This window comes from Parabacteroides sp. 52 (genome assembly GCF_010500925.1).
Taxonomy (GTDB): Bacteria; Bacteroidota; Bacteroidia; order Bacteroidales; family Tannerellaceae; genus QVMG01.
Genome location: NZ_QVMG01000015.1, coordinates 1 through 18,251, shown reverse-complemented (window position 1 = coordinate 18,251; position 18,251 = coordinate 1). Strand labels below are relative to the sequence as shown.

The 18,251-nt window shown below is 43.3% G+C and carries 17 protein-coding genes; 4 read left to right on the top strand and 13 right to left on the bottom strand.

The window, feature by feature from the left end; all coding sequences use genetic code 11:
• Nucleotides 1-27: 27 nt before the first annotated feature.
• Nucleotides 28-759 (bottom strand): YebC/PmpR family DNA-binding transcriptional regulator, encoded by a 732-nt coding sequence (locus D0T51_RS09230; protein WP_163728335.1) that lies wholly within the window; start codon nucleotides 757-759, stop codon nucleotides 28-30.
• A 30-nt stretch (nucleotides 760-789) separates the two neighbouring features.
• Nucleotides 790-3,252 carry a phenylalanine--tRNA ligase subunit beta gene (gene pheT, locus D0T51_RS09225; RefSeq protein ID WP_163728333.1) on the bottom strand — a complete coding sequence of 821 codons (2,463 nt, stop codon included), beginning with the start codon at nucleotides 3,250-3,252 and terminating at the stop codon, nucleotides 790-792.
• A gap of 144 nt (nucleotides 3,253-3,396) precedes the next feature.
• Here pheT and trmD point away from each other — a divergent pair, with 144 nt between their 5' ends.
• Nucleotides 3,397-4,071, top strand: coding sequence for a tRNA (guanosine(37)-N1)-methyltransferase TrmD (gene trmD, locus D0T51_RS09220; RefSeq protein WP_163728331.1), 675 nt, complete (start codon nucleotides 3,397-3,399; stop codon nucleotides 4,069-4,071).
• Nucleotides 4,072-4,901: 830 nt separating this feature from the next.
• Here the strand turns inward: trmD and D0T51_RS09215 are convergent.
• On the bottom strand, nucleotides 4,902-5,426 hold the full coding sequence (locus D0T51_RS09215) for a TlpA disulfide reductase family protein (protein ID WP_163728328.1): 525 nt from the start codon (nucleotides 5,424-5,426) through the stop codon (nucleotides 4,902-4,904).
• A 161-nt stretch (nucleotides 5,427-5,587) separates the two neighbouring features.
• Between D0T51_RS09215 and rplS the strand changes: the two genes are divergently transcribed.
• Both rplS and D0T51_RS09205 read left to right on the top strand, forming a co-directional pair.
• Nucleotides 5,588-5,935, top strand: a complete 348-nt coding sequence (gene rplS / locus D0T51_RS09210) for a 50S ribosomal protein L19 (protein ID WP_163728325.1) — start codon at nucleotides 5,588-5,590, stop codon at nucleotides 5,933-5,935.
• A 147-nt stretch (nucleotides 5,936-6,082) separates the two neighbouring features.
• Entirely contained in the window at nucleotides 6,083-7,378 is a 1,296-nt protein-coding gene (locus D0T51_RS09205) for a DEAD/DEAH box helicase (RefSeq protein ID WP_163728322.1), read from the top strand.
• Between the two features lie 105 nt (nucleotides 7,379-7,483).
• Here the strand turns inward: D0T51_RS09205 and rny are convergent, their stop codons facing one another.
• The 9 genes from rny to hpt form a co-directional block, all read right to left on the bottom strand.
• Nucleotides 7,484-9,016 (bottom strand): ribonuclease Y, encoded by a 1,533-nt coding sequence (rny, locus tag D0T51_RS09200; protein WP_373457015.1) that lies wholly within the window; start codon nucleotides 9,014-9,016, stop codon nucleotides 7,484-7,486.
• Between the two features lie 113 nt (nucleotides 9,017-9,129).
• On the bottom strand, nucleotides 9,130-9,426 hold the full coding sequence (locus D0T51_RS09195) for a cell division protein ZapA (protein ID WP_163728317.1): 297 nt from the start codon (nucleotides 9,424-9,426) through the stop codon (nucleotides 9,130-9,132).
• Nucleotides 9,427-9,431: 5 nt separating this feature from the next.
• Nucleotides 9,432-9,725, bottom strand: coding sequence for a hypothetical protein (locus D0T51_RS09190; protein WP_163728315.1), 294 nt, complete (start codon nucleotides 9,723-9,725; stop codon nucleotides 9,432-9,434).
• A gap of 147 nt (nucleotides 9,726-9,872) precedes the next feature.
• Nucleotides 9,873-10,073, bottom strand: a complete 201-nt coding sequence (locus D0T51_RS09185) for a winged helix-turn-helix domain-containing protein (protein WP_163728312.1) — start codon at nucleotides 10,071-10,073, stop codon at nucleotides 9,873-9,875.
• A gap of 76 nt (nucleotides 10,074-10,149) precedes the next feature.
• Nucleotides 10,150-10,845 (bottom strand): B3/4 domain-containing protein, encoded by a 696-nt coding sequence (locus D0T51_RS09180; protein WP_163728309.1) that lies wholly within the window; start codon nucleotides 10,843-10,845, stop codon nucleotides 10,150-10,152.
• Nucleotides 10,846-10,852: 7 nt separating this feature from the next.
• Nucleotides 10,853-11,695 (bottom strand): peptidoglycan editing factor PgeF, encoded by an 843-nt coding sequence (gene pgeF, locus D0T51_RS09175; RefSeq protein ID WP_203583361.1) that lies wholly within the window; start codon nucleotides 11,693-11,695, stop codon nucleotides 10,853-10,855.
• Entirely contained in the window at nucleotides 11,649-12,806 is a 1,158-nt protein-coding gene (gene obgE / locus D0T51_RS09170; RefSeq protein ID WP_163728306.1) for a GTPase ObgE, read from the bottom strand. The genes pgeF and obgE overlap by 47 nt, the downstream gene beginning before the upstream one ends.
• A gap of 15 nt (nucleotides 12,807-12,821) precedes the next feature.
• Complete coding sequence (locus D0T51_RS09165) at nucleotides 12,822-13,403, bottom strand: adenylate kinase (protein WP_163728302.1); 582 nt, start codon at nucleotides 13,401-13,403, stop codon at nucleotides 12,822-12,824.
• Between the two features lie 53 nt (nucleotides 13,404-13,456).
• The gene (hpt, locus tag D0T51_RS09160; protein ID WP_163728299.1) at nucleotides 13,457-13,993 is read right to left on the bottom strand and encodes a hypoxanthine phosphoribosyltransferase; all 537 of its coding nucleotides are present in this window, start codon (nucleotides 13,991-13,993) and stop codon (nucleotides 13,457-13,459) included.
• A 95-nt stretch (nucleotides 13,994-14,088) separates the two neighbouring features.
• On the opposite strand from hpt, the gene D0T51_RS09155 reads away from it, so the two are divergent.
• Nucleotides 14,089-15,600, top strand: coding sequence for an NAD(P)H-hydrate dehydratase (locus tag D0T51_RS09155; RefSeq protein WP_163728296.1), 1,512 nt, complete (start codon nucleotides 14,089-14,091; stop codon nucleotides 15,598-15,600).
• Nucleotides 15,601-15,676: 76 nt separating this feature from the next.
• On the opposite strand, the gene D0T51_RS09150 is transcribed toward D0T51_RS09155, so the two are convergent.
• Nucleotides 15,677-18,028, bottom strand: a complete 2,352-nt coding sequence (locus D0T51_RS09150; protein ID WP_163728294.1) for a CotH kinase family protein — start codon at nucleotides 18,026-18,028, stop codon at nucleotides 15,677-15,679.
• Nucleotides 18,029-18,251: the final 223 nt, after the last annotated feature.

The following is an 18,251-nucleotide window of genomic DNA, read 5'->3' as shown; positions in this document are numbered from 1 at the left end:
GATTAATCGTTCATCGTTAAAAAATGGTTATTCTTCGTCTGAAAGATCTTCTTTCATATTATGGAAGACATTCTGTACGTCTTCGTCTTCATCCAGTTTTTCGAGTAACTTATCGAGTTGTTCGCGTTGTTCGGGACTAACCTCTTTCAAGTCGTTCGGCATACGTACAAACTCAGCGCTGTTTATCTCGAATGCATTTTCTTCCAGGTATTTCTGAATGGCTGCGTTTTGAGAGAATTCTCCGGAGATAATGATTTCATCTTCATCTTCTTCCACCTCTTCTACACCGAAATCAATCAATTCCAGTTCCAGGTCTTCCAATGCAATATCTTCTTTTTTTACCACATGGAAGATGACTTTGTGGTCAAAGATAAATTCCAAACTGCCGCTTGTGCCTAATGAACCCCCGTATTTATTGAAATAACTGCGTACATTGGCCACCGTACGGGTGGTATTGTCTGTGGCTGTTTCAACAAATATAGCAATGCCAAAAGGACCATATCCTTCGTAGTTCATTTCTTTGTAGTCGGTGTAATCTTTAGAAGTAGCCTTCTTGATAGCACGTTCCACATTTTCCTTGGGCATATTTTCCTTTTTCGCCTGTTGCATCAATACACGTAGGCGCGGGTTGGCATCCGGGTCAGGGCCGCCTGATTTTGTGGCTATGGTGATTTCTTTTCCTAACTTAGTAAATACGCGGGCCATATTTCCCCAACGTTTAAATTTTTTTGCTTTGCGGTATTCAAACGCTCTTCCCATGAGATATAATTGTTAATTATTAATTGTTCATTATCTGAGTGATGCTCCCAGTTTCTGTTCCAGGTTTGTCTGGATCTTCTTCATGATGGCATCGATTTGTTTTTCGTTTAATGTCTTGCCTTCATCTTGCAGGAAGAAGCTGACGGCATAAGATTTCTTTCCGGCCGGTAGGTTTTTGCCTTCGTATACGTCGAACAGTTTGACGTCTTTGAGTAGCTTCCGCTCACTTTCGTTGGCGATCTTTTCAATTTCAGTGAAAGCCACCTGTTTGTCTAAAAGCAAAGCCAGGTCACGTTTGACAGCCGGGAATTTCGATATTTCGCTGAATGTCACTTTCTGCTTGCGGATTTCTTTCATTAACAAATCCCAGGAAAGTTCAGCGTAGTATACTTCCGTGTCGATGTCTGCTGCCTGGAGCAGTTTGGGTTGTACAATACCCATTGTGCCTAATTGGCGACCGGCAGGGGTTGTAAGGCTTAATCCGGCGGAATAGATATCGTTTGTAAGATTTCCGAAGATGATTTTTTTCTTGTCGATGCCCAAGCGGGTCAATATGTTTTCAAGATAAGCTTTCAACTCATACACGGAAGATTTCTCGGTGGGATGTGCCCAGTTGTTTTCCACCCGGTTTCCACAAATCCACATGCCCAGGCGATACTCCTCTTTGTATTCAGCCAGGGTTTCGCCTTCTTTTTTGTTATCGGCATTGTAGTCGTAACAATTGCCCAGTTCAAAGAAGCGAAGGTTTCCGTTTTTTCTTTTTATATTGTATTCGATACTTTCCAATCCGCCGAAAAGTAAAGTCTGACGCATTCCGTTCAAATCAGTGCTTAAAGGATTCATCAACATAACCGTATGGTTTGCCGGATAGGTTGTCAGTGTCTCGTAATAAGCTGATTTCGTCAAAGAGTTGTTCAGGATTTCATGGAATCCGTATCCGCAGAGCTGTTCGGAAATCAGATGTTGCAACTCATTGCTACGGTCCGTTGGCGTCTGGTAGCTGAGATTGGATTTTACATTATCGCTGAAATCAATGTTGTTATAACCGTAAATACGTAAGATATCTTCGATGACATCCACATCCCGTTGCACATCGACACGGTATACAGGCACATGAATGGTCAAGCCCTCAGCCGTTTCGGCAATCGTTTGCATTTCGAGGCTTTCGAGGATGCTCTTCACCGTTTCGACAGGAATTTCTTTTCCTATCAATGTATTTATCTTTTTGTAATTCAGTTCAACCGTATAAGGCTCTACCAGGGTAGGATATACATCTTGCAAGGTGCCGCAAAGGGTACCTCCGGCAATCTCTTTTATCAATAAGGCCGCTCTTTGCAGGGCATACATCGTACTGTTTGCATCCAATCCCCGTTCGAAACGGAAAGAGGAATCGGTGTTCAACCCGAACCGGCGTGCCGTTTTCCGAATCCGCGTAGGATTGAAGTTGGCCGATTCAAGGAATACATCCGTTGTTTTTTCTGTTACGCCTGAGTCGATACCGCCAAACACACCGGCGATACACATGGCCTCTTCCGTATTGCATATCATTAAGTCCTGCTCGTTCAAGGTACGTTCCACTTCATCTAAAGTGACAAATTTGGTGCCGGCAGGCATTGTTTTGACAATGACTTTGCCGCCTTTGATCTTATTGTAGTCAAAAGCATGCAGGGGTTGTCCCATTTCGTGTAATACGAAGTTGGTAATATCCACCACATTGTTTATAGGACGAAGTCCGATGAGTTTCAGTCGGTTTTGCAACCATTCCGGACTTTCTTTTACGGTCACTCCTTTGATGCTTACTCCTGAATAGCGGGGGCAAGCTTCTGTATTTTCAACGACGACTTCGATAGCCGGAGAGTTATCTTCGATATGAAAAGCATCTACCGATGGACGTTTCAATTCCGCCGGTTTTCCGTTTTGTTTGAGATAAGCGGCCAGGTCGCGGGCGATACCAAAATGCGAGGTGCCGTCTACGCGGTTAGGGGTAATGTCGACCTCCAGGATATAATCACTTTTGATGTTATAATATTCCTTGGCTGGCGTTCCTACCTTTGCATCAGCAGGTAAAACAATGATACCGTCATGGGCGTTTCCGATGCCAATCTCGTCTTCGGCACAAAGCATACCGTTGGATTCGACACCGCGAATCTTGGATCTTTTAATCGTAAAAGACTCTTCTTCTTTATATAGTTTCGTTCCGTTAACGGCTACGATCACTTTTTGACCGGCTGTTACATTCGGTGCTCCACAAACGATTTGCAAGGCTTCTTCACCTCCTACACTGACAGTGGTGATATGCAGGTGATCGGAATTCGGATGCATTTCACAAGTCAATACTTCACCGATAAATAATCCGTCCAGTCCGCCTTTGATCGTTTGAACTTCTTCCACACCACCCGTTTCCAATCCGATAGAGGTAAGGGCTGCTGCCACTTCTTCCGGTTGCAGGTCGAATGCCAGATACTCTTTCAGCCAGTTATAAGATATATTCATTGTTCTAAAATTTGTTCCTTAATGCTTTTCTCAAATTGACGGGCAAAAATACGAATTAATAATTAAAACGGCTATAAAAATCCCTCTAAAAACAATACCTTTGCGGCCTAAGAAGAGTCACTTAAAGAAATTGTTTGAGACACTATGCGAATAGATATACTTACTGTACTGCCCGAGATGATCGACGGAATGATTAATTGTTCCATTGTTAAAAGAGCACAAGAGAAAGGATTGGCAGAAATACACCTGCATAACCTGCGCGATTATACGACCAATAAATGGCGACGTGTGGATGATTATCCTTTTGGTGGAGAGGCAGGTATGGTGATGCAGATCGAACCGGTGGACAGGGCGATCTCGGCTCTTCGACAAGAACGCAGTTATGATGAGGTGATCTATACGTCTCCGGATGGGGAAACCTTTAATCAACCGATGGCGAACCAAATGTCTTTATTGGATAATCTCATTATCCTTTGCGGACATTATAAAGGGGTAGACTATCGTATCCGCGAACATCTCATTACCAAAGAAATATCTGTTGGCGATTATGTCCTTACCGGTGGCGAATTGGCTGCAGCCATTATAACGGATGCTGTCGTACGACTGATCCCGGGAGCCATTGGGGATGAGCAAAGTGCTCTTTCGGATTCTTTCCAGGATAATTTATTGGCTCCTCCCGTCTATACCCGCCCTGCCGAATATAAGGGCTGGCAGGTGCCGGATGTCTTACTCTCCGGACATGAACGAAAGATCGACGAATGGCGTCTGCAACAGGCACAGGAACGTACCGCCCGCTTGCGTCCCGATTTGTTGAAATGAGCTGAAGAATCTTCTTTATGTATACTTTCTCCCTATTGATTCTTGTTTTTTTCTATTCAAGGATCTCTTTTCCGGTACCCTCCTTCCGGTGAAAAAGTGCATTTTCCTCCGAGAAAATAAATTGCTGACGATCGTCAGCACAATTGCCGATAATTGTCGGCACTTGTGCTGATATATATCGGCACAAGTGTCGACGGCTATCGACATTTTTATTTCTCCTCCCCAAACTGTGTATGACAAGATAAAAGGAGAATATAACCGCACTATCAAACGGCGCCTTTTTGCTGTTGGATCCTGGAAAGCCTGAATATGATCGCCGCCAAGAGGTGTTACATGCTTAGGAAAGAAAGGGTGGAAAAGTTATTAAAAATGAAAAAAAACAATCTCTCATCTATTTAGTTTCGTTTTTCGAATATGGCTAAAGAAAGTGTTACTTCTTTTGATAGACAAGAAAAGAAAATAGGCAATGAATAGCATGGATTAATCATCTGTTACATTTACTTTTGGTAAAGTAAAGAAAGAGATAGGTGTTAGGATTTTCTATATGAGAAGTAGATTCAGCGAAGAAGAAAAGATTGTTCTTTAAGTAGTTGACGATAGGCTTGGAGGGTTCTACTCTTAGATGTCGGTTCAAAGCTAACCAAAACCTTTACCTAAGATTAGAATTATGACTTTGTAGTGAATTGGAACTATGGCGCACATGCACGCACACAACACACTTTGTTTTACTTGTGCTTAGAAGGAGGGGTTCGGGAGGATACCTTCTTCTTTTTTTCTCTGGCTGGTGGTGGGCTTTGCCGGCATTATGCCTTTTGAAGGATCAGGCCTTTTCAGTCATTCTCCATTTTTTCAAACAATTGATCGCTGCTCATATACAGATTTTCAATAACCATCCATTTTACAATCCCCTCTTTGTCTATAAAATAAAACCGCGGAATGGTATTGTTGGCAAAAAGAGTAAATACCTTCCGGTAAGGATCCTGGTATTTAGGCATCGTGAATGCATATTCTGTCCAATAGGAGTCGGTTTTGCTTTTTTCTTCTCCCCGGGCTATCGTGACTAATGTGTAATCGGGATTGTTTTTGAGCTTGGTCTCCCAAAGAGATTGTATGGTCGGTAATTCCCGCTGGCAATCCCGGCATGTAGTGTTGAAAAATACCAACAAAGACTTTTTGCCCACAAACTGGCTCGACGAAAAGTGACCACCTGTTCCATCTTCGACCGTGAAGTCGGGAACTTTGTCACCCACAGTAATATAATTGATCGTTTCTGTTATTTCATCCTCCCGGACGCAGGCCGTGAAAAGAAGAAACAGAGAGAAAAGAAATAGAGAAAGCGTAAAACGATATGTCATAATCCATCTTTTTTGCAAAGATACACAAAAATAGGGGAGTAGTTCTTGGTATTCTCGCAAATGTTTCGTTTCTTTGCATCCGCTTTACGTAATCGCTGTCGGGAAATGTTGCCCGTTATATTGCGTTTCGATCAATATCACAATTAAAAAGCTATAAAACAATGGATTTAATTAAGATTGCAGAAGAGGCGTTTGCTACCAAAAGAGAGCATCCTGCATTCAAAAGTGGAGACACTATTACGATTGCTTACCGTATCAAAGAAGGTAACAAAGAACGTATTCAGCAGTACCGAGGTGTGGTTATCCGCATTTCAGGACATGGTGACAAAAAACGTTTCACTGTTCGTAAGATGTCAGAAAACGTAGGTGTAGAAAGAATTTTCCCTATGGATTCTCCATTTATTGAAAGTATTACCTTGAACAAGGTAGGTAAAGTGCGTCGCGCTAAATTGTATTATTTACGTGCACTGACCGGTAAGAAAGCAAGAATTAAAGAAAAGAGAGTATAAGACTCTGTTCTTTTGCCATAAGAAAGACTGTTCTTTTAGGGGAGCAGTCTTTTTTTATGCCCCCGATAGCAGAGAGAAGTCGGATTATTGATGTACCTTTGCACTTAGTATTTACGTAACGGGCCGTGACGGCTCACCCTATTTTGAATGACATTTGAAGATTTAGAACTTATAGAGCCTATTCGAAAGGCCTTACAGAAAGAAGGTTATTTAACCCCAACCCCTATACAAGCAGAAGCAATACCTATTGTACTTGAAGGTTACGACCTATTGGGTTGTGCCCAAACGGGAACCGGAAAAACGGCTGCTTTTTCTATTCCGATTATTCAACGCCTGTATGAACAGGATGTGTTGGGTAAAAAACGAGGAATAAAAGCGTTGATTTTAACACCGACGCGCGAATTAGCCATACAGATAGATGAAAGTTTTGCGGCCTATGGTCGTTATACGGGCTTGCGGCATACCGTGATTTTCGGTGGCGTGGGACAGAAGCCTCAAACCGATGCCTTGCAAAAAGGGGTAGATGTGTTGGTGGCTACTCCGGGGCGTCTGTTGGATTTGATTGACCAGGGCTTTGTGAAATTGCATACCTTGGACTATTTTGTGTTGGATGAAGCGGACCGTATGTTGGATATGGGGTTCATTCATGACATCAAACGTTTATTGCCTTTGTTGCCCAAAAAACGACAGTCTCTTTTCTTCTCGGCTACCATGCCTCCGGAAATAGAGAAATTGGCCGGAACCATTCTGCATGAACCGGAAAAGGTTGAGGTTACTCCTCCTTCTTCTACGGTGGAGAAGATTGAGCAATCGGTTTATTTTGTGGAAAAGAAAGATAAGATTGATTTATTGAAATCTTTGTTGCAGAATCCTTCCCTGGAGTCGGTATTGGTTTTTACCCGTACCAAACATGGAGCGGATAAGGTGGCTCGTGTGTTGACAAAAGCAAATATCGGGGCCGAAGCAATCCATGGAAATAAAAGCCAGAATGCCCGGCAACGTGCCTTGAGTAATTTTAAAGACCATACCACCCGTGTCTTGATAGCAACGGATATTGCTGCCCGGGGGATTGATGTGGATCATTTGACGCACGTGATAAACTATGAATTACCGAATGTGCCTGAAACCTATGTGCATCGTATCGGACGTACGGGAAGAGCCGGGCGTAGTGGAGTCGCTTTTTCTTTTTGTGATGCGGAAGAGGTGCCGTTGTTGAAGGATATTCATAAACTGATAGGTATACAGATTCCGGTAGCCGGTGGGAATCCCTTTGAGACTTCCCAGGTGAAAGAAGCGATAGCTGTTAAAAAGGAAGCAATCAAACAGGAGTCGAAACGACGCAATATGTTTGGCAGCAAGCGCGATGGAAGCTTTTGGCGCAATAAGAAACGGGCGCAAAACCAGCCGGAGAAAAAAGCAAAAGATCAGGGCCGGAAGTCCTGATGGTGTGCATGTGTTGAATAGAAAAAAAGAATAATCCGCCTGGTGCGGGGAAATAAAAAAAGGAGATTCGTTGGAATCTCCTTTTTTTATTGTTGTTTGTCGATATTACTTCGCATAACTTACCGCCCGTGTTTCACGGATTACGGTGATCTTAACCTGACCCGGATAGGTCATCTCGTCTTGAATCTTTTTAGCGATTTCATTGGACAAGCTTTCGGTGTCTTTGTCGTCTATTTTATCTGCGCCTACGATCACACGAAGTTCACGGCCAGCCTGAATAGCATATGTTTTAACAACACCAGGATATGATAAAGCCAATTGTTCAAGATCGTTCAAGCGTTTGATATAGGCTTCGACAATTTCCCGACGTGCTCCTGGGCGTGCTCCGGAAATAGCGTCGCAGACCTGTACGATAGGAGCCAATAGGGTTTGCATCTCTGTCTCGTCATGGTGAGCTCCCACGGCATTGCAGATATCGGGTTTTTCTTTGTATTTCTCACATAATTTCATACCTAGGATGGCGTGTGGCAATTCTGGTTCGTCATCGGGTACTTTACCGATGTCATGTAACAATCCGGCACGTTTGGCTTTCTTGGGATTTAAACCCAACTCGGATGCCATCACAGCACAAAGGTTGGCTGTTTCACGGGCATGTTGCAATAAGTTTTGTCCGTAAGAAGAGCGGTATTTCATTTTACCGATTAGGCGGATCAGTTCGGGGTGAAGACCGTGTACTCCCAGATCTATTGTTGTGCGCTTGCCGGTTTCGATAATTTCTTCTTCGACCTGCTTGCGTACTTTAGTGACCACCTCTTCGATACGGGCCGGGTGTATACGTCCGTCCTGGACAAGTTGGTGCAGAGCCAAACGGGCAATCTCCCTGCGTACGGGGTCAAAGCCTGAGAGGACGATGGCTTCCGGAGTGTCGTCTACAACGATTTCAATTCCGGTTGCTGCTTCCAATGCACGGATATTACGTCCTTCACGACCGATGATACGTCCTTTGATTTCGTCGGATTCGATATGGAATACGGTGATAGAGTTTTCAATAGCTGTCTCTGTTGCCACTCGCTGGATAGATTGGATGACAATCTTTTTAGCGTCTTTGTTGGCTGTCATTTTGGCCTCTTCTACAATCTCGTTGATGTAAGAAGCAGCGTCTGTTTTGGCTTCGTCTTTTAACGATTCGATCAAACGCTCTTTGGCTTCTTCGGCAGAGAGACCGGAAAGGGCTTCCAGTTGTTCGATTTGGCGCTGGTGCATTTTGTCCATTTCCAGTTTTTTCTTTTCTACCAATTCTATTTGGGTGGAAAGATTTTCTTTGATGGCTTCAATTTCGTTGTTTTTTCGTTGAACGTCTTCTTGGCGTTGGTTGATGGTCAGCTCTTTTTGTTTTAGTTTCGCTTCGGCTGACTGAATTTTGGCATTGCGTTGTGATACTTGTTTTTCCAGATCGGATTTCAGGTGAAGGAATTTTTCTTTTACTTCCAGTAATTTATTCTTTTTGATTACCTCGGCTTCTTTTTCCGCCTCTTTCAATACGTTGGTGTATCTGGACTTCAGAAGAACGCGCATCACCAACCATGCCAGTAATCCTCCGAGAAGGAAGGTTACGATTGAAATTATGATTGTATACATTTCCATTTTTAATAATAATTTAGTTCATATGTTTTATAATAAAAAAGCACTATCTCTCCACGGATTCCCGTGTGAAATAGTGCGGAAAATTTCTATTGAAAACAAAGAGGAAATTACTTTTCTTCCAAGTATATTTCCAGTTCGTTTGTTAGTTGTTGTATCTTATCTGTAAAAGGACTTGTGTCATTCTTATCTTCCCATTGCCTGTTATTTACAGCCAACTCTAAGGCGACCATGGCTAACAAATCTTTTATATCCAGTTCGGACTTTGCATACTTTTGTCGATATTGATAAAGCTTTTTACGAAGTCGTTTTGCGGCTTCACGAATCAATTCTTCTTCTTCCCGATTGATCCAAATACCATAGCTTTTATCGGCTATTTCTACATGTATAAGAAACTTATCGTCCATCGCTTCTATTCATTTAATAGTGCAATGCACTTGTCTACTTCCCGCACTAATTTTGATAACCGCATGCGCGCACTCTTCAATTCTCCTTCATTGGCGGAGACCATATGTGCTGTGAGCATGTTGTCACATTTGGTGTTTAATGTATCAATGATGTCTTTTGCCTGCTGTAATTCTACTTCTTTTTGATTTAATACATCCGTCAGTTCATCGATTTTGCGCTTTTGTTTGTCACATAATGCCATCAAATCGCGAACCCTTACTTCAAATACAGCTAACAATCTTTTATGATCTTCGGTCATTTCACACCAAATTGTATACAAAAGTAGGATTTAGAATTGACTTTAGCAACAATCGTTTGATTTTTTTGGTATTTAAAATGAGACAAAACAAAAGGCCGTCCAAGATTATTGAACAGCCTTCCTTTCTTTTTTTCTTTCGTTCGGCAATTAGATCAATGCCACGAATACATTTCCTTCAACTTCTTCAAAAGACAATTTACCTTCTTTTGATAACCAGCCGAGTGCTGCATACAGGTCTTTGTCTGCTTTGATTTTGGTTGCTTTCTTAACATCCTTAACATTCATTTTGCCACCTTCATTCAACGTATTCCATACAAGGCCGGCATTCGTTCCAATTAATTCAATCATTTTTTGGTTATTAATTATGTTTAACAGCGACAAAATTAGGTATTTATCTATAATTACAAAAGAAAGAACATGTTTTTTAGCATAAAAGTGTAATATTCTTTGTATATTCCGCGGAAATGATCATCCCTTCTATTTTATCGGCTAAAGCATATTCTTTCAGTAAATTGGCTGCATATGCAGCTGTTTCATGTAAACCGTCTTTACCGGAGTATCCATTAATGATTATTAACAACTGGGTGGTCTGTTTGTCGATTTTGGTGCGTTCTTCGTCGCTGGTTGGTGTTCCTATTCCCCCTTTCTTATCTCTGTAAACGGGCAGGCCTTCAATATTTAACTCACCCCGTCCGATACCCTGGTAGGGTTCACCCGCTTTGCCAACTCCTAAAGTGAGGTCTCCTTCTATTTTGTTCGCATCGAATCCTCCAATGGAATAGCCACTTTGAATGGATACCAGGTTGATGATGTCAACAACCGTATCTATTTTGTAAAGAGGCAACCCCCGTAGGATACGCCGGCGCAATGCCTCTGCGGAAGGACGGTAGCGGTTAGGATCCTTCCCGAGACGTTTATATGTTTGCCGGGTAGCTTGGATGGAAGGTAATTTGTTGATATCTTCCATACGAAGAGAAGCGCGTAGTTCTTCTGTTAAAGTCGTGATCTCTTCCCATAATCTTTCATCCGGTTCTGAATTCTTCACCTGGCAGGAGATTGCCAGTATATGTAATTCAGGGCATGCCTCGGTTATTTCTTTGGATAATGAAATTTGTATCATCTTTTTTTTATTCTTTGCATAGTATACCCGATAACATACGTCCGCTTTCTATCCCCAGGCGTCTGGCAGAAAAGAAGTCTTCGGATTGGGTGTAGGTACAAATGCCGGCCACCTCTATGTTTTCGGCAGAGAGTCCGGCTTCTATCAGTTGCAAACGATTGGCTTCCCAAAGGTCGATATGTGATTTACCTGTGTGTCTGTTCCGGTTACTTATCCTGGAGAGGTCTGCGCCGATCATGCGAAAAGCATCTACCACCTCTTCTCCAACTTCAAAACGCTCTTTGCTGATAGAAGGGCCTATGCCGGCGCGCATAAGCGAGGGAGAGCAGGTAAATGTGTTTACCATCTTTTGAATGGTTTTGAGAACGATTTGCAATACGGTGCCTCTCCAACCGGCATGTATGGCTGCAACGATCTTTTTATCCGGTGCATAGAGTAGGATAGGGACACAGTCGGCGGTTGATACGGCAATGCCTGTATGGGGAATGGCTGTGATAAGTGCATCGATGCCTTGTAATGCCGTTCTCTGTTCTTCGGCGGATAGAGATAGAAACTCTGTGTCCAATAGGAGGGATTCGCTTTCGTGTACCTGGTTGGCAACAAAGAGCTGTCGGGTAGGGAGAGAGATACTTTGACAGAGTACTTCTCTGTTGTACGCCACATCTTCGGGAGCATCTCCGCCATACTCACCCAGGTTCATGGAAGCATACAGTCCTTTGCTTCTACCCCCGTGACGGGTGGTTATAAAATGAAAGATGTTGCCATCTTCCCCCAGTCGGGGGAATTGCAACATCTGTATCGGTTTATTGATTTGTATCATCGTCGTCTTCCCAATCCTCGTATTCTTCATACTCTTCGTACAGTTCGTCGTCGTCTTCCATTACTGGAATGACCAAGGATTCGTCGTCGTCAAAGACAAAAGAACTGACATCGATATTTTTATGAACGATGCGTTCCGCTTCATGGAAATTGTCTTTGTTTAATTCTTTCCAGAGTAAATCTTTTAATTCAACCAATCCTTTCTGTGCTACGGAAGAAATGAAAATATACGGAATATCGGGCAAATCTTCAGACAAAGCTTCTTCTAACTCCTCATCCAGCATATCGCTTTTGGTGATAGCCAGCACACGGCGTTTATCCAATAGCTCCGGATTGTATTTAACCAATTCGTTATGAAGAATTTCATATTCTTTTTTTATGTCGTCCGTATCTCCGGGCACCATAAAGAGTAATAAGGAATTTCGTTCGATGTGGCGCAAGAAACGAAGTCCTAATCCTTTCCCTTCGCTTGCCCCTTCGATGATACCGGGAATGTCGGCCATGACAAAAGAGCGGTTATCCCGGTAACTGACAATCCCTAAATTGGGTTCCAGGGTGGTGAAAGGATAATTTCCGATTTTGGGTTTCGCCGCCGATAAAACGGACAAGAGGGTAGATTTACCTGCATTAGGGAAGCCTACCAATCCCACGTCGGCCAAGAGTTTCAACTGCATAATGACGGTTCGCTCTTGTGCCGGTTCACCCGGCTGGGAGTAACGAGGAGCCTGATTGGTGGATGTCTTGAAATGACAGTTGCCTAATCCACCCCGTCCGCCTTGGATAAGTAGGACTTGTTGGCCGTCTTGGGTTACGTCGCAAAGGTATTCTCCCGTTTCTGCATCGTAAACGACGGTTCCGCAAGGGACCTCAATGATGCGGTCCTCTCCATCTTTACCGGAACTGCGTTGGGCGCCACCTCCGCCACCATTGGTGGCCAGGATGTGACGTTCAAATTTCAGGTGAAGAAGCGTCCAGTAGTTGCGGTTACCCCGCAGGTAGATATTGCCTCCTCTCCCTCCATCACCTCCGTCGGGCCCCCCTTTGGGAATGTATTTCTCGCGACGAAAATGAGACGATCCTCTTCCGCCCTTTCCAGAGCGGCAATAGATTTTTACGTAATCGACAAAGTTTGATTCAGCCATATTGTTTTTTACTGATTATGCTTCTTTTTTTAAGTCTTGCAAAGCCTCTTTTATGCGGTTGAATATTTCATCAATGGAACCTACGCCCTGAATGGCAACATGTTTTCCTTCTTTGATGTAATAATCAGCAAGAGGTGCTGTTTGTTTATGGTAAACTTCAAGACGAGACTTGATCGTTTCCAGGTTGTCGTCTGAGCGACCGGATACTTTTCCGCGTTCCAATAAACGACTGATAAGCTCGTCTTCTTCTACATGCAGATTCAGCATGACGGAAACATCCGTACCCCGGTCGTTCAACATTTTCTTCAGAGCGATAGCCTGAGGGATTGTACGTGGAAATCCGTCAAAGATAACTCCTTTGTCGTTTTTCTTCTCGTCTAATACGTTAGCCAACATATCCACAATCAGTTCGTCTGGAACCAATTGTCCTTTTTCGATAAAACCCTGAGCGATTTTGCCCAATTCGGTGTTTTCTTTTATTTCTTTACGCAATACATCTCCGGTAGATATATGATCTAATCCGAATTCATCAATGATCCGTTCGCTTTGTGTTCCTTTTCCTGAACCCGGGGCTCCAAAAATTACAACATTCAACATCGTTCGTGTCTTTTTATTAATATAATATGTTATTTGTTCTCTTGTGTCTGTTTTTATTCAGCAAGCTTGTAAATATCTTTATAAGCTCGTCCCATTTCGTCATAATCTAAACCGTAACCGACAATGAAATCGGGCGGGATCTCTAATCCCACATAATCGGGGGTCAAAGAGCATCGCAGGGATTCCGGTTTGAAGAGCATGGTAGCCAGGCGTACATCCGATGCCCCTTCTTGCTTCAGTCTCTCCTTTACATACTGCATGGTAAGACCTGTGTCGATGATGTCTTCCAGTAAAATCACCATGCGCCCCTTGATGTCTGCATTGACGGGCATAATCTCGTTCACTTTCCCTGTGGTTTCTGTCCCTCTATAAGAAGAATAACGTGCAAAGGTTAATTCGTGAGGGCCATCGAGCTGTCGCATCAGTTCTGCGGTGAACATAAAAGCACCGTTCAGGATACAAACAAATAAAGGGTTGGCATCCTTTGTATCTTCTTTGATACAAGCGGCCATCTTCTCTATCGCCTTTTGAATTTCTTTCTCGGGAATAAATATCTCAAAATCTTTGTCTTTTAGACGAATTCTGTCCATGTTGCCTTCAAATTATGAGCGGACAAAGGTACAATATTTTTCAGTTTTTTTGTACGTTTGTGAGCAAAAACAAATAACGCATAACACAATTCATTATGATAAAGATATTTGCTACGGAGCAAGTGAAGGAACTCGATAAATATACAATTGAACATGAGCCGATTGCATCCATTGATTTAGTAGAGAGGGCTTCTGTTTTGTTTGTGCAGGAGTTTGTCCGTCACTTTTCCCGGCAATCCCGTGTTTTTGTTTTTGCCGGACCGGGAAACAATGGGGCGGATGCCTTGGCGATAGCCCGTCTCCTGGCTGATGAGTCTTATAAGGTAGAGGTTTATTTATTTAACCCTTCTCATCATTTATCCTTGGATTGTGATAAAAACAAAGAACGTCTGCAAAAAGAAGTGTCGGTCGCTTTTACGGAAGTGGCAGGTCCTTTCGAAGCTCCGCAGCTGGGGGAACAGGATATTGTTATAGACGGGCTTTTCGGCTCGGGTTTGAATCGCTCTCTGGAGGGTGGCTTTGCTGCTGTGGTTAATTATATCAATGAGTCTGATGCTACGGTGGTGGCAATTGATATTCCCTCCGGACTCTTTGGCGAAGATAACCGGCAGAATAATCCCGATGCTATCATCCGGGCGGATGTGACGTTGACATTTGCTTTTCCAAAGTTGGCTTTTCTGCTTCCGGAGAATCATGTGTATGTCGGGGAATGGAAGGTATTGGATATCGGCCTTCATCCGACTGCGGTAGAAGAGATGTCGACCCCTTATGTGCAGGTGTCGGAAGAAGATATCGTCTCCTTGTTAAGGCCGCGTGAGCGTTTTGCGCATAAGGGAAATTATGGCCATGCTTTGTTGGTGGCAGGAAGTAAAGGTAAAATGGGGGCCTCCTTATTGGCCGCGCGGGCCTGCTTGCGCAGTGGGGCCGGGCTTTTGACGGCACATATTCCTTTCCGGGGAGAGCAAACCTTCCAAACGGCTTTCCCGGAAGCAATGCTTAGTTTTGATCCGCATAAAGAATATTTTACTACGGTTCCGGAGCTGGCACCTTATACGGCTGTGGCAGTTGGACCGGGTATCGGACAAAGTTTTGAGACGGCCGCCGCTGTTGAGCGGTTGTTGGAGCGTTTTGGGAAACCTTTGGTGATCGATGCGGATGCAATTAATTTGTTGGCTTCCAATCATGATATGTTTAATAAGATACCATCCAATAGTCTGTTGACTCCCCATCCGAAAGAATTCGACCGGATAGCCGGAGAGAGCCATTCGGATTACGAACGTTTACAAAAAGCAAGAATGTTTGCTTCTGAAAAGAATATGTATATTGTCCTGAAAGGGGCCTATACGGCTACTTGTACTCCTGACGGAAGGGTGTTTTTCAATAATAGCGGTAATCCGGGGATGGCTACGGCGGGTAGTGGGGATGTGTTAACCGGTATTTTGCTTGGATTGCTTTCGCAAGGGTATGAACCGGGAGAGGCCGCAGTGTTAGGTGTTTATTTGCATGGGGCTGCCGGAGATCTGGCTGCTGCCTTTCGCTCGGAAGAAAGCCTGATTGCCGGAGATATAACAGAGATGTTGGGAAAGGCTTTCAAGCAATTGATGTAATAAACTTTTTTATAATATAGAAAAAAGGGTATGACCAGTTAGAAGTCATACCCTTTTTGCGTTATTTAGAAATAACTTAATAGGCTATTTTCAATGTCTCATTCCCGATATGTATCAGGTAAGTTCCTCTCGCTGGTAGGGTAAAGCGGGCTGTTTGTGCATTCGCTTTTTGCTGAGCTACCAATTTTCCTTCTATAGTATATACGCTCACGATAGCAGGAGAGGATATATTGTCGATCGTCAGGATATTCTCCAGGAGACTGTAGGTGTATGTCTTGTTTTCAGGAAGGATATGTTCGTTTTCTACCGTGTTCGGAATAACGGTGGCGAATACCCCGGCATCGATCATCTGTCCCCCTTGTGTCCGGGTGCATTTGATGGCAATCGTATTGGTGTTTGCCTTTAACAGGCTTTTTTCTATTTCGAAAGTATGATACCCTTTAACGGCCTCGGTACATTTTTTAGCCAATATGCCGTTTATGTAAACAGAACAATTGTCGTCATAAAATAAATTCAGATACAGTTTCTGGATAACATCCTTTACTGTACTGCTCACGGTGAATGTCTTGCGAAGATAAATCTCTTCGGTATTCCACTGCGTGGAGTATCCGGTTTCTGTGCCAAAAGGTGCTTTCCCTTCCTTCCATTGATTGTCATTGTATGAGGAGGCAAACCAATTGGCATCCGTAGGAGCCGTTGTGGTATATCTCCAATTTACTTTTTCGTTTTCCGGTTTGGAGGTAAGAAGGAATTGTCTTTTGTCGGCAAGCAGTAAGGCGACATGTTCTTTTAACCAGTCGTACCGGGTGTCTACGGCATCTACCAATTGCTCGATATAGTCGGCATAGGTATCGAAAAGTTCGCCGCTATGGGTTAAGACATATTTGTCTAATGAATCCCAGCGTTTGTAATTAAGAGTTTGTGATTCTTCCAAATCGGCGGACGTATCCTCAATATATTTCTTTAATTCGTATCTCAGGTGGTTGTAATCTACGCGTTTCCATTGCGTTTCCAACGCTTCTTTGGCGGCCTTTGTCTGCATAATGATTGGGAACCATTGTTTGAATCCTTGGTTTCTTTCCAAAATCGAACCGGTTGCGTCTACATAGCCGTCATTCAGAAATGCCTGGTCGTAGTTCTCGATCGGGCCGAAGTATAATTTATCATCCCCTCTCTTTTTATAACAATGTAAATCACTATATGCTTTGTGATTGGCTGTCAGTTCGGAAAGCAGATAATAGGCAACGGCATTGTTGATATCTATGTATTTTTCACAAGCAGTTTCCGGGTCTTCGTAAAGAGCGGCTTCTAATTTGTTGATATGACTTTCAATCCAGGCCAGTTGTGTTTTCGTGATTTCACTGTGTTGGGGGGAGAGTACGGCAATATCTACTCCTTTGGGGGTGCTGAAGTGAACAGTGGCATGGTCTGCGTCGGTGTCTATTTTTAAATGATATCCTCCGCTGATCTCCGGTGCGGAATTATCCGAATGGGTCATTTCATCGATGTCGATCCGGTTTTTCCCTACTTCAATCGGGTCGCTGACGAAGAATGTACCATAATAGAATCCATCCAATACGACATCCGCAAATAGGCAGGAGGGAGTAAATTCGAATTTGAAAAAACGACTCATGCGGAAAGCCAGTCCATTGCGAAGCAGGGTCTTGTCGGCATGGGATGCGATCAGGGCCCAGTCTGTCGTGTCGGCGGCAAGCCCCATGAATTGCTGGGCTTTGTCAAACCGGAGGTCAATAGACTTTTTATCTAAATTCCAGTTTAAATCGTCTCTTCCTTTTATGTTTACATCGTTAGTCGTGGTGTCTTTGTCGCTGAGTACGGTGATTTTGGCTTTTTCGTAATGCGACCTGCTGTTGAAGTTGAAGCTGCCACCAGTCTCCAGGTAAATGGTTGGCAGGTTGGTTAACATGGTGTACTCGATGTTTTGTTCATCCGCATGGCAGTAAAACTCCAATTCGGTTATATGACAATATTCATCCTCTTTGGCAATACATCTGACATAACGGTAGGTGTTCGCCGATGAAATATCGTAGATGGTATAATGGTTGACCGAAGGGGCGGTGGTTATGGTGAATAATGTTTCAGGGTTTTTGAATTCAGGATTATTGGCTCCTTGAAAAACGCATCCTACCATTCGTTCCACCCGGTCTCCGTGGGGGTAGATTCTGATCTTTTGAATGGAATACGCATTTTGCAGATCGAGACCAATCCAACCTCCTTCTTTTTCAGATCGGAAAGAAGTCTCTTTGTTCGTGTCGAAGGCATAATGCCCGGTCATGAAAGAGGTATTCTCTGCATTGGACGAAATAATCTGTCCTCTCAATTTTTGATAACCATCCAACTCGGCTGCCTGTAGGAAAAGAGGCGATACGGCAAGAAGAGAGAATGCCAAAAGAATAATTTTTTTCATTTATCGTTTGTTTTTGTGATTTGTCAATCCATAGTATGTCTTACTATATAGTATAAACAGGAGGGCAAACTTACGAAAAAACTAAATAAGGTTGTTCGTTAATACCGAACAATTCGTATGCGTTTTATTTTTATAGATAGAGAGAATCCTTTTTTATAGAGTATATTCTGTTGCCGATGGGCATCGGCAACATTGACGATGCTGTTCAGCAATATTGTCGAAC

What these genes read in the sequence shown, in the direction of transcription:
- D0T51_RS09230 (WP_163728335.1), bottom strand. Translation starts at nt 759, where the DNA reads ATGGGAAGAGCGTTTGAATACCGCAAAGCAAAAAAATTTAAACGTTGG.
- pheT (WP_163728333.1), bottom strand. Translation starts at nt 3,252, where the DNA reads ATGAATATATCTTATAACTGGCTGAAAGAGTATCTGGCATTCGACCTG.
- trmD (WP_163728331.1), top strand. Translation starts at nt 3,397, where the DNA reads ATGCGAATAGATATACTTACTGTACTGCCCGAGATGATCGACGGAATG.
- D0T51_RS09215 (WP_163728328.1), bottom strand. Translation starts at nt 5,426, where the DNA reads ATGACATATCGTTTTACGCTTTCTCTATTTCTTTTCTCTCTGTTTCTT.
- rplS (WP_163728325.1), top strand. Translation starts at nt 5,588, where the DNA reads ATGGATTTAATTAAGATTGCAGAAGAGGCGTTTGCTACCAAAAGAGAG.
- D0T51_RS09205 (WP_163728322.1), top strand. Translation starts at nt 6,083, where the DNA reads ATGACATTTGAAGATTTAGAACTTATAGAGCCTATTCGAAAGGCCTTA.
- rny (WP_373457015.1), bottom strand. Translation starts at nt 9,016, where the DNA reads ATGTATACAATCATAATTTCAATCGTAACCTTCCTTCTCGGAGGATTA.
- D0T51_RS09195 (WP_163728317.1), bottom strand. Translation starts at nt 9,426, where the DNA reads ATGGACGATAAGTTTCTTATACATGTAGAAATAGCCGATAAAAGCTAT.
- D0T51_RS09190 (WP_163728315.1), bottom strand. Translation starts at nt 9,725, where the DNA reads ATGACCGAAGATCATAAAAGATTGTTAGCTGTATTTGAAGTAAGGGTT.
- D0T51_RS09185 (WP_163728312.1), bottom strand. Translation starts at nt 10,073, where the DNA reads ATGATTGAATTAATTGGAACGAATGCCGGCCTTGTATGGAATACGTTG.
- D0T51_RS09180 (WP_163728309.1), bottom strand. Translation starts at nt 10,845, where the DNA reads ATGATACAAATTTCATTATCCAAAGAAATAACCGAGGCATGCCCTGAA.
- pgeF (WP_203583361.1), bottom strand. Translation starts at nt 11,695, where the DNA reads ATGAAGAATACGAGGATTGGGAAGACGACGATGATACAAATCAATAAA.
- obgE (WP_163728306.1), bottom strand. Translation starts at nt 12,806, where the DNA reads ATGGCTGAATCAAACTTTGTCGATTACGTAAAAATCTATTGCCGCTCT.
- D0T51_RS09165 (WP_163728302.1), bottom strand. Translation starts at nt 13,403, where the DNA reads ATGTTGAATGTTGTAATTTTTGGAGCCCCGGGTTCAGGAAAAGGAACA.
- hpt (WP_163728299.1), bottom strand. Translation starts at nt 13,993, where the DNA reads ATGGACAGAATTCGTCTAAAAGACAAAGATTTTGAGATATTTATTCCC.
- D0T51_RS09155 (WP_163728296.1), top strand. Translation starts at nt 14,089, where the DNA reads ATGATAAAGATATTTGCTACGGAGCAAGTGAAGGAACTCGATAAATAT.
- D0T51_RS09150 (WP_163728294.1), bottom strand. Translation starts at nt 18,028, where the DNA reads ATGAAAAAAATTATTCTTTTGGCATTCTCTCTTCTTGCCGTATCGCCT.